Origin of the sequence: Streptomyces sp. NPDC032198 (assembly GCF_040636975.1) — a bacterium.
GTDB lineage: Bacteria > Actinomycetota > Actinomycetes > Streptomycetales > Streptomycetaceae > Streptomyces.
Map to the genome: position 1 here is coordinate 1 of NZ_JBEZVL010000012.1, position 11,765 is coordinate 11,765.

Sequence of the window (11,765 nt, forward strand, 5' to 3'; positions counted from 1 at the left end):
AACGAAAACACCCCGGCAACATGCGCCGCAGCAATCTCCCCCACCGAATGCCCCAACAAGAAATCCGCCCGGACACCCCAACTCTCCACCAACCGAAACAACGCCACCTCAAACGCAAACAACGCACCCTGCGTAAACCGCGTCTGCGCCAACAACCCCTCATCATCAAAAACAGCGGCATCCAACCCCAACGCCGCACACACCTCACCCAACGCCTCGGCAAACACCGGAAACGCAGCAGCCAAACCACACCCCATCCCCACACGCTGCGCACCCTGACCCGAGAACAAAAACGCCGTCCGCACACCACCACGAGCCACACCCTGTTCGGTGACGCCGCCGGCCAGCTCGGCCAGTGCGGACATCAATTCGGCGCGGTCGGCGCCGGTCACCACGGCCCGGTGCTCCAGGGCGCCGCGGGTACGGACCAGCGCGTGGCCGACGTCGGCGGGGCGCAGCTCCGGGTGGGCGGCGAGGTGGGCATGCAGCCGCTCGGCCTGGGCGGGCAACGCCTCGGCGGTACGGGCGGACAGGGCCCATGCCACGACCTGGTCCCTCGCGTGCTCGACCGGGGGTTCGGCGACGTCAGGAGCCTGTTCCAGGATCAGGTGGGCGTTGGTGCCGCTCATGCCGAACGAGGACACACCGGCCCGTCGCGGACGGTCCGTCTCCGGCCACGGCCGGGCCTCGGTGAGCAGCGACACCGTGCCGCTGGACCAGTCGATGCGCCCCGAGGGCTCGTCCACGTGGAGGGTGCGCGGCAGGACGCCCGCGCCGAGTGCGAGCACCGTCTTGATGACGCTGGTGACTCCGGAGGCAGCCGCTGTGTGGGACACGTTCGACTTGACCGAGCCGAGCCACAGGGGGCGGTCGGCCTCGCGTCCCTGTCCGTACGTGGCGAGCAGCGCCTGCGCCTCGATCGGGTCACCGAGCGAGGTACCGGTACCGTGCGCCTCCACCGCGTCCACCTCGTCGGCGGACAGCCCGGACGCGGCGAGCGCGGCGCGGATGACGCGCTGCTGGGACGGGCCGTTCGGCGCGGTGAGCCCGTTGCTCGCACCGTCCTGGTTGACGGCCGAACCCCGCACCACCGCGAGGACCCGGTGCCCGTTGCGCCGCGCGTCCGACAGGCGTTCCACCAGGAGCACGCCAACGCCCTCGCCCCAGCCGGTGCCGTCCGCGCCGTCGGAGAACGCCTTGCAGCGCCCGTCGGGCGCGAGCCCGCGCTGCCGGCTGAACTCGGTGAACGCCCGTGGGCTCGCCATCACCGTGACGCCGCCGGCCAGGGCGAGCGTGCACTCTCCGCTGCGCAGCGACTGGGCGGCCAGGTGCAGGGCGACCAGGGACGAGGAGCAGGCGGTGTCGACGGTGACGGCCGGGCCCTCCAGGCCGAAGGTGTAGGAGATGCGACCGGAGATCACGCTGGCCGCGCTGCCGGTGAGGGCGAAGCCCTCCAGTTCCTCGGGGATGCGGTTCTCGCCGGTCGCGTATCCGGCGGAGCCCGCGCCCATGAACACGCCGACTTCCTCGCCACGCGCCGACGCCGGGTCGATGCCCGCCCGCTCGAACGCCTCCCAGGAAGACTCGAGCAGCAGCCGCTGCTGCGGGTCCATCGCCAGCGCCTCGCGCGGCGAGATGCCGAAGAAGTCGGCGTCGAAGTCGCCCGCATCAGCCAGGAACCCGCCCCGGCGCACATAGCTGCGGCCGGCCGCGTCGGCGTCCGCGTCGAAGAGCGAGTCGAGGTCCCAGCCTCGGTCGTCGGGGAAGTCGGAGAGTACGTCGTCGCCGTCGGCCAGGAGCTGCCACAGCTGCTCCGGCGAGTGGATGCCACCGGGCAGGCGGCAGGCCATACCGACGATCGCCACCGGCTCGTCCGGCGCCGGTACGGTCCGGTCGTGGTCGGTGCCGCGGGCGATGGGCCGCGGCTCGTCCCCGCCGGTCAGTTCGGTGCCCAGGAAGCGGGCGAGCGCGGCCGGCGTGGGGTGGTCGAACACCACCGACGCGGGCAGCCGCAGACCGGTGGCCTCGTTCAGGCGGTTGCGCAGCTCGACGGCGGTCAGCGAGTCGAAGCCCAGGTCGCGGAAGGCGAGTTGGGTGTCCAGGTCGCTCGTGCCGGGACCGGTGTGGCCGAGCACCCCGGCAGCTCCGGTGGTGACCAGGTCCTGCAGTATGCGTTCGCGGCCCGCGGGGGTGGACTCGGCTATTCGGTGTGCCAGTTCGGTGCGGGCCGACACCTCGTCGGTTTCGGTGTCCGCGGTCGGCACGGCCAAAGCCCGTACCTCGGGGATCTCGTCGAGCAGCGGACGCGGGCGGGCCACCGTGAACAGGGCGGCGAACCGTTCCCAGGTCACGGCGCTGACGACCAGGTTCGTCTCGTCGTGGTCCAGGGCCTGTCGCAACGCCTCGAACGCCAGCCGCGGATCCAGCCGGGGCAGGCCCTGCTGGCGGGAGCGTGCGGTGAGCAGTTCCCGCATGGTGGTGTCCTCGTCGCGTTCGTTGAACGCGTCCCAGATGCCCCAGGCGATGGCGGTGGCGGTGCGCCCGGCGGCGCGCCGCCGCTCGGCCAGCGCGTCCAGGTAGGCGTTGGCGGCGCCGTACGAGCCCTCGCCGCTGCTGCCCCAGACGCCGGCGATGGAGGAGAACAGCACGAACGCGTCGAGGTCGGTGTCGCCCAGGAGTTCGTCCAGGTTGCGGGCGGAGACCACTTTGGCCCGTACGGAGGTGGCGTACCCCTGGAGGGTGGCCTCGTTCATCGGACCGACATCGGCGACGACAGCCGCGTGCACGACGGCACGCAACGGGGTCTCCGCGGCGCGGAGTTCGTCGAGGAGGGCGGCGAGCGCGTCGCGGTCCGCCGCGTCGCAGGCGGCCACCGTGACGCGGATCCCGTGCCGTTCCTCGAGGGTGGCGCGCAGTGCGTCCGCGCCGGGCGCCGCCGGACCTCGGCGGCTGGTCAGCACCAGGTGTTCGGCGCCCTGTTCGGCGAGCCAGTGCGCGAGGTGCCCGCCGAGCGCGCCGGTGCCGCCGATGACGAGGACGGTGCCGCGGGGGCGCCAGGTGCGCGGGGCGGGGATATCACCGTAGGGGGCGCGCACCAGGCGCCGCACGAGGGTCCGGCTGCCGCGGATCGCGATCTGGTCCTCGTCGCCGGTGCCGGAGAGCGCGGCGCACAGCCGGTCCAGGGCCGCCGGGTCGGGGTGGGCGGGCAGGTCGGCGAGGCCGCCCCAGTACCCGGGATGCTCCAGGCCCGCCACCCGGCCCAGGCCCCAGATCTGGGCGTGCTCGGGCCGGTCGATGCCCTCGTCGTCCGCCGCGGCGACGGCCCCCTGGGTCAGGCACCACAGCCGGGCGCGCAGTGCGGTGTCACCGAGCGCCTGTACCAGGGTGAGGGTGCCCGCGACGCCTGCGGCGAGGTCAGGGTGGTTCGGGTGCGGGGTCTCGTCGAAGGCCAGCAGGGACACCACGCCGACGGCATCCGCGGCGCCGGGCAGTTCGCGCAGCAGGGCGGCGAGCGAGGCCCGGTCGGTGCGCCCGGCGTCGTACGTCACCGGCACGACCTGCGCCCCGCGCTCGGCCAGCGCCGAGCCGAGGGACTCGGTCCACTCGGTTCCGGTGGCGTCCTGCCCGGACGAACTCACCAGCAGCCAGGTGCCTGTGGCCGGGGCCGTCACGGCCGGGCCGGTCAGCGGGCGCCAGGTGACGCGGTAGCGCCAGTCGTCCAGCACCGTCCGCTCCTGTCGGCGGCGGCGCCAGGCGGACAAGGCGGGGACCAGTTCGCCGAGCGCACCAGTCGGACCGGCGGCCTCGGCGGCCGACTCGTCGTGGGTCAGCCCCAGCGTGCGGGCGACGGCGTTCAGGTCACCCTCGTCCACGGCGGCCCAGAACGCGTCGTCGGCCGGATCGCCGGCGCCGGCGGACGCGGGGCGGGTGGCGCCGGACTCCAGCCAGTAGCGATTGCGCTGGAAGGCGTACGACGGCAGCTTGACGCGTCGCCCGGCCGGTACGACCGCGGTCCAGTCGAGTTCGGCGCCGTGGACGAACGCGGTGGCCACTCCGCGCAACAGCGCCTTGTCCTCGGGCAGGTCCCCCCGCAGCAGCGGGACGGCAACGGCCTCGGAGTCCGCGCCCAGGCACTCCTCGACGAGCGCGGACAGCACGCCGGAGGGGCCGACCTCCAGGAAGCGGGTGGCACCCTCGCGGGCGAGGGTGCGCACACCGTCGGCGAACCGCACGGCCCGGTGCACGTGCTCCACCCAGTAGTCCGGCGAGCACAGTGTGGCGGGCTCGGCGAGTTCGCCGGTGACGTTGGAGATCACGTCCAGTCGGGGCTCGTGGTACGTGATCTCCTCGGCGATGCGGCGGAAGTCCGCGAGCATCGCCGCCATGCGCGGCGAGTGGAAGGCATGGCTCACCCGCAACCGCTTGGTACGCCGCCCCTGCTGCGCGAAGGTCTCGGCGAGGGCGAGCACGGCGTCCTCGTCACCGGAGACGACCACGGAATCGGGTCCGTTGACGGCGGCGACGCCGATCCGATCGGGTGATGCCGAGGCTGCCAGCGCCGCGGCCACCTCGGCCTCCGGCGCGGCGACGGCCACCATGGCCCCGCCCTCGGGCAGCGCCCCCATCAGCCGTCCACGGGCGGCGACCAGCCGGGCCGCGTCCGGCAGAGTGAACACACCCGCGACATGGGCGGCGGTGATCTCGCCGATGGAGTGACCCATCAAGTGGTCGGGCCGGATGCCCCAGGACCCGGCGAGCCGTGCCAGCGCGGTCTCCACCGCGAACAGGCTCGTCTGGGTGTACTGGGTACGGTCGATCAGCGTCGCCGTGTCCGAGCCTTCGGGTGCGAACAGCACCTCGTACAGGGGACGTTCGAGCCATCGGTCCAGTTCCGCGGCCACCTCGTCGAGTGCGTCGGCGAACACCGGGAACTTCTCGTACAACGTCCTGCCCATGCCGGGCCGCTGGCTGCCCTGGCCGCTGAACAGGAAGGCGGTGCCGCCCTCGCGTACCCGGCCGCGCACCACGGCCGCCGATGCCCGGCCGCCGTCCGGGCCGGCCAGCGCGGTCAGGCCCGCGAGGACGCCGTCTCGGTCGGTGGGCGCGGCCAGCACCACGGCCCGGTGCTCCAGGGCGGTACGGGTGGTGACCAGCGAGTGCACCGCGTCGGCGGGCTCAAGACCCGGCCGGTCGGCGACGAATGCGGCCAGTCGGCCGGCCTGGCCCGCCAGTCCGGCGGCGCCCCGCCCGGTGACCACCCACGGCAGCAGCGCGGGCACGCGGTCCGCCGCGGGCAGTGCGGGTACGGGGGCGGCGGGCGCCTGCTCGACCAGGACATGGGCGTTGCTGCCGCTGAAGCCGAACGAGGAGACGCCGGCCCGGCGCGGCCGGTCCCGCTCCGGCCAGGCCCGCAGCCGGGTGACCACCTCGACGGGCAGCGCGTCCCAGTCGATGCGACTGGAGGGGCGGTTGAGCAGGTGCGGCGGCAGTTCGCCGTGCTGCACCGCGAGGACGGTCTTGAGCAGGCCGGTGATGCCCGCGGCGGCCTCCAGGTGGCCGATGTTCGCCTTGGACGAACTGATCAGCACCGGGTTGTCCGCGTCTCGCCCCTCGCCGAGTGCCTCGGCCAGGGCACGCACCTCGATGGGGTCGCCCAGCGGGGTGCCGGTGCCGTGCGCCTCGACGTGGTCGACGTCCGCCGGGGCCCAGTCCGCGCGCGCCAGGGCCTGCCGGATCAGCGCCGTCTGAGCGAGGCCGCTCGGCACGGTGAAGCCGCCGCTCGCCCCGTCCTGGTTGATCGCGGTGCCGGGAAGCAGCGCGTGAATGTGGTCGCCGTCGCGTTCCGCGGCCTCCTGCGACTTGAGGACGAACATCACGGCGCCCTCGCCGCGACCGTACCCGTCGGCGTCCTCGTCGAACGTCTTGCAGCGGCCGTCGGGGGCCAGCGCCTCCTGCATGGCCACCGACACGGTCGGCGTGGAGATCACATTGACGCCACCGACCAGCGCGATCTCGCAGTCGCCGGACTGCAGCCCCTGGACGGCGAGGTGAACGGCGGTCAGCGACGCGGAACAGGCGGTGTCCACCGCGAGCGACGGGCCTCGCAACCCCAGGAAGTACGAGAGCCGGCCGGCGGAGGCCGCGAAGACGTTTCCGGTGCCGTAGTACAGGTCGATGTTGTCCATGTCCCGGGTGAGCAGCTCGTGGTAGTCGGCGGTGTTGAGTCCGACGTACACGCCTGCCTGGCGCTCGAGCAGCGCGGGAGTGGTGCAGCCCGCGTCCTCCAGCGCCTCCCAGCCGACCTCGAGCGCGAGCCGCTGCTGCGGGTCGAGCGAGAGGGCCTCGCGCGGCGAGATGCGGAAGAATCCGGCGTCGAATTCGGCGACGTCGTCCAGGTAGCCGCCCCGGGTCGGCACGCCGGGCCCGGCCTCCGCCCAGATCGGGTCCTCACGACGCCCGGCCGGGGGTTCGCCGGTGACATTGCGTCCGTCCTTGAGCAGTGCCCAGAACTCGTCCGGCGTCGACGCCCCCGGCAAGCGGCAGGCCATGCCGACGACGGCCACGGCGCCCTTGGGCCCGGGTGCCGAACCCTCGTGCCGCGCGTCCGGGGCTTCCTGCCGGGCCTGCGGGTTCCGGGACTCATGGCCGGCGCCGAGTTCGGTCAGGTGCGCGGCCAGGGCGGCGATGGTGGGGTGTTCCAAGACGAGGGTGGCCGGCAGGGACAGTCCGAACGCGGTCTCCAGGAGTCCGCGCAGCTGCACCGCGGTGAGCGAGTCGAGCCCTTGCTCGAACAGGCCGCGGCGACGCGGCAGCGGCCGATCGGGCCCGATGCCGATGACCTCGCGCACGGCCGCGTCGATCCGCTGCACCACCCACGACGCCGGCTTGACCGGCCCCGCCGTGGCCGTGCCCGCGGGCCGGCCCTGGGCCGTGGCCCGCTCCGCAGCCGTGGTGGCGACCGACTGCACCGGGGCATGGGCGGTGGTCGGCGCCGCCGGGGCGTCGGCCGGGATCCGTGTCGTCCGGTCTCCGCGCCGCAGGCCGGGCAGCCAGTGCCTCTCGCCGCTCCAGGACGGCACCGGCAGGTCGACGAAGCGGCGGGGCCGCCCGGTGATCTCGGCCCACTCCAACGGCACTCCAGCGACGTGCAGTTGGGCGAGCGTACGGTGCAGGGCCAGCGGGCCGGGCATCTCGCGGCGCAGGGTGCTCAGCACTTCGGCAGCGCTGTCCCGGTGCGCGACGGCGTCGGCCAGCGGGCGACGGAGCACGGGGTGCGGGCCGACTTCGAGGAGGAGCGGGGCGCCTTCTTCGGCCAACAGCCGGTCGACGGCGGGCCACAGTCGCACCGGCTCGGTGATGTTGCGCCCCCAGTAGGCGGCGTCGAGCAGGCCCGCGTCCTCGTCGGGGTCGACGCTGGACAGCAGGCGCAGTCCGGGCCGGGCCGGGGCGAGGTCCGCGAACTCGGTGGCCAGGCGCGGGCCGCACTCGGCGACCAGCGGGCTGTGGAAGGCGTAGTCGACGCGGGTCCGGCGGCAGCGCAGCCCGGCCTGTTCCAGGAGGGGTTCGGCGGCGGTCACCGCGTCGTCGAGGCCGGCGACCACCACGGAGGCGGGGCCGTTGACGGCGGCGATGGTGACCGGCAGACCGGCGGCGGCGAGGAGGCCGCCCACGGTGGTCGCGTCACCCTGCACGGCGAGCATCCGCCCCAGGCCCGCGGTCTCCTCGAGGAGCTGCCCGCGGCGCACTATGAGGCGTACCGCGTCCGGGAGTTCGAGGGCTCCCGCGGCGTGCGCGGCGGTGAGCTCGCCCACGCTGTGGCCGACCAGCGCCGCGGGCCGCACCCCGCGGGCGGTCAGCCACCGCACCAGTGCCACCTGGACGGCGAAGACGGCGGGCTGGGCGAGGTCGGTACGGTCCAGGCGGCTGTCCGTGGTGCGGCGCAACTCCTCGACGAGGGACCAGTCGGCGTCCCGGCGCACCAGGGCGTCGATCTCGTCGAGGGTGTCCCGGATCGCCGGGTCCGCGTCGTACAGGTCGGCCGCCATGCCGGGCCACTGGCAGCCCTGTCCGGAGAAGACCAGGACCGGCGCGGGCTCCCCGTCGTCGCCGACACGTCCGGTGAAGGCGCCGTCGGGCAGGTCCTCGGGGTCGGCGGAGTCGGCGAGCACGGCGGCGAGTCGCGCCCGCCCGGTGGCGACGGCCGTGTAGCGGTGGCGTTCGTGGGTACGCCGGGTGGCGGCGGCGGCAACCAGTTCGTCCAGGGGGACGCTCTCATCGGCCACCTTGGCGCGCATCGCCTCGACCTGCTCGGCCAGCGTGGCGGGCGCGCCGGCGGAGACCAACAGGATGTGGGGGCGCTCGTCGCCGGAGCCGTCGGCATCGGCATCGGCATCGGCATCGGCGGCCGGCTCGTCGGCCCCGGGCACGGGCGGCGCCTCGGCGATCAGGTGGACGTTGGTGCCGCTGAGCCCGAAGGCGTTGACACCGGCGCGCAGCGAGCGGTCGGCGGCGATGAGCTCGGTGCCGCCCGCGGCGGGCAGGGCGATGCCGTCACCCTGCCAGTCGACGGCGGGGGTGGGCTCGTCGACGTTCGGCTGAGCGGGCACCAGGCCGTTCTTGACGATCCAGATCACCTTGAGCAGGCCCACCACGCCGGCCGCCGAGTCGGTGTGCCCGAACACGGCCTTGTGCGAGCCGACGAGCAGCGGTGCCCGGTCCTGACGCGCCGCTCCGTAGACCTCGGACAGCGAGCCCAGCTCGATCATGTCGCCGAGCGGGGTGCCGGTGCCGTGCGCCTCGACGTAGTCCACCGCGTCGGACGTCAGACCCGCGGAGTCCAGCGCCTGCCGGGCCACGGCCGCCTGCGACTCGGCGTTGGGCGCGGTCATCCCCATCGTGGCGCCGTCGCTGCCTGCCGCCGAACCGCGGATGACGGCGTGGATGCGGTCACCGTCTGCCAGCGCGTCGGCCAGCCGCTTGAGCACCACCACGCCACAGCCCTCGCCGCGCACGATGCCGTCGGCCGAGGCGTCGAAGGGGCGGCACCGTCCGCTGGGCGAGATCGCGCCGATGCCGCTCATGAAGACACTGATCTCAGGGCTCAGCATCAGGCTGACCCCGCCGGCCACCGCGGCGTCGATGTCGCGGGTGCGCAGGCTCTGGCAGGCCTGGTGGACCGCGTAGAGGGACGAGGAGCAGGCCGAGTTGAGGGCGATCGCGGGACCGCGCAGATCGTAGGTGTACGCCAGGCGCCCGGCCGCGAAGCTGAACTCCATGCCGGTGACGTAGTGCGGGCCGAGCTCACTCAGGTCGACGTCCTTGGCGTGCAGCAGGTGGTAGTCGCCGGCGAGCAGGCCGACGTACACACCGGTGCGGGTGCCCCGCCACTGGTCCCGCGGGCGGCCGGCGTCGGCCATCGCCTCGGTCGCCACCTCGAGCAGCAACCGCTGCTGCGGGTCGACGGCGTCGGCCTCGCGCGGGGCGATGCCGAAGTACGCGGCGTCGAACCTGTCGACTTCGTCGAGGAAGCCGCCGACGTGGTTGACGACGGTGCCGGGCCGACCGCGCTCGGGGTCGTACAGGGCCCGTCCCCAGCGATCCTCCGGTACCTCGCGCAGAACGTCCTGGCCCGAGCCGAGCACCCGGCCGAGGGAGCCGAGGTCGCGGACGCCGCCGGGCAGGCGACAGCCCACACCGACGACAGCAATGGGCTCGACGGGGCTGACGGTCTCATCCGTGCTGGCGGCCATGGTCGCGAATTCGCCTTTCACCTCGGGCTCGGGACCCCCCGATGGGGCCGCGGGAACGGAATGCGCCGGAAACGTTCTGTGGGGTGTGCGGAGCAGGTGGTACCTCTGGTAGCCCCGTCGCGGGGCTACCAGAGCGGGAGGGGTCAGGCCGCGGCGGCGCTCTGACGGGTCACCAGGGTGGTGATGCTCCGCACATCGCGGAAGTTCTCCGAGTTGACCTGCATAGCGGGGATCTTGATGCCAACCGTCGTACGTATGTGGCCGATCAGCAGGGCGGTGTTCATCGAGTTGAGGACGCCCCACTCGAGCAGGGGGCTTGTCTCCTCGAGCTCGCCCTTGGTGTCTCCGTCGAGGAAGCGCTCGCGGATGTAGGCGGTGATGGACTCACGGATCTCGGACTCGTTCATCAGGGGTCACCTTTCGGGTGGGAGATGGTGGGGCAACAGGTGGTGAGCGCACGTCATGGCCCCGCCCGCCACCGGACGTGGCGGGCGGGATGGCGGTCGGACACGGTCAGGAGCCGCACTCCTCGAGGCCGGCGGCCAGCCGCCTGCGGTCGGTCTTGCCGTTGGCGGTACGGGGCAGTTCGGCGACGATGCGGACATCGTCGGCGAGCATGTAGCGGGGCAGTTGGCGGGAGGCGTGGGCCTTGAGGCCGAGCACGCCGGGCTCACGGCCCTGCGCGGGCAGGACGAACGCGGTCAGCCGGGTGTCCATGCCGGTGCCGGATACCACCACCGCGGCCTCGGCGACGTCCGCGTGCAGCGCGAGCACGGCCTCGATCTCGCCGAGTTCGATCCGGTGTCCGCGCACCTTCACCATGTGGTCGCGCCGGCCGACGTAGGCGTAGGAACCGTCGGGCAGTTCGCGCACCAGGTCGCCGGTGCGGTAGGGGCCGTCACCGTGCGGCTCGCGGCCCCAGTAGCCGAGCATGACGGTGGGTCCGTCGACGAGCAGTTCGCCCTGCTCGCCCGGTGCCGCACGACCGCCGTCGGGCGCCTCGGCCCAGACCCGGTCGCCGCTGACGGCCCGCCCGATCGGCAGCGGTCTTTCGCTTTCCAGGTCGGTGTGGGTGACCTCGTGGGCGGTGCACACATTGGTCTCGGTCGGGCCGTACAGGTTGAGCAGCCGACGTCCCGGGACCTGCGCGGCGAGCGCCTTGACCTGCGCGATCGGGAAGGGTTCACCGGCGAACAGAACGGTGCGCAGCGCCGGTGGCGCGGGCCGGTCGAGGAGTCCTCCGTCGCGCATCATCAGCGTCAGGGCGGACGGCACGGAGTACCAGACGGTGATCCCCTGCTCGTATACGAAGTCAGCCAACTGGGCGGGGGCGTAGGCGAGTTCGTGCGGGATCAGGTGAACGCTCGCTCCGGCGGAGAAGGCCGCGTACAGGTCGAGCACCGAGAGGTCGAAGCCGAAGGGCGCATGGCTGGAGAAGCGGTCGTCGGCGGTGGGCTTGAGCTCGTCGACCACCCAGTCCACAAAGGCGCGGGCGTTGCGGTGACTGACGCAGACGCCCTTGGGGGTGCCGGTCGAGCCGGAGGTGTAGAGGATGTACGCGAGGTCGTCCGGGCACACGGCGGCGTCGACGGGGGCGATCGCCGGGCCGGGCTCCTGCGCGAGGTCCGCGCACGGGATCACGCCGTCGAGTTCGGCCACCGTCGCGGCCAGGCGTGCGCCGTCGACGAGTACCACCGCTGCGGCGCAGTCCCGGGCCATGGTCGACACCCGGGCCACCGGCAGCGAACCGTCGGCCGGCACGTAGGCGGCGCCGAGCCGCAGCACCGCCTGCATGCCGACCACGACCGCGGCCGACTTGGCGCCGTACAGCACGACCCGGTCACCCGGGCGGACGCCGAGGTCGCGCAGCCGGTGCGCCAACGCATCTGCGGCTCGGTCGAGTTCGGCGTAGGTCAGCTCGGCGCCGGGGCCGGCCACGGCCAGTCGGCCGGGCATGGTGCGGGCGGCGTCGATGACCGGCCGGTGCAGGGCGCCGGCGGTGGTCGGGGATTCGGT

The 11,765-nt window shown here is 73.6% G+C and carries 3 protein-coding genes; all 3 read right to left on the reverse strand.

What is annotated here, in order from left to right; translation table 11 throughout:
• The coding region (locus AB0E78_RS29260) for a type I polyketide synthase (RefSeq protein WP_361838506.1) at window positions 1–9,749 on the reverse strand (9,749 nt) is incomplete at its 3' end.
• A gap of 143 nt (window positions 9,750–9,892) precedes the next feature.
• Window positions 9,893–10,156 carry an acyl carrier protein gene (locus tag AB0E78_RS29265; RefSeq protein ID WP_361838508.1) on the reverse strand — a complete coding sequence of 88 codons (264 nt, stop codon included), beginning with the start codon at window positions 10,154–10,156 and terminating at the stop codon, window positions 9,893–9,895.
• Window positions 10,157–10,262: 106 nt separating this feature from the next.
• Complete coding sequence (locus AB0E78_RS29270; RefSeq protein ID WP_361839158.1) at window positions 10,263–11,705, reverse strand: amino acid adenylation domain-containing protein; 1,443 nt, start codon at window positions 11,703–11,705, stop codon at window positions 10,263–10,265.
• Window positions 11,706–11,765: the final 60 nt, after the last annotated feature.

Coding starts and splice junctions, on each gene's coding strand:
- AB0E78_RS29270 (WP_361839158.1), bottom strand. CDS start 11,705: ATGCCCGGCCGACTGGCCGTGGCCGGCCCCGGCGCCGAGCTGACCTAC.
- AB0E78_RS29265 (WP_361838508.1), bottom strand. CDS start 10,156: ATGAACGAGTCCGAGATCCGTGAGTCCATCACCGCCTACATCCGCGAG.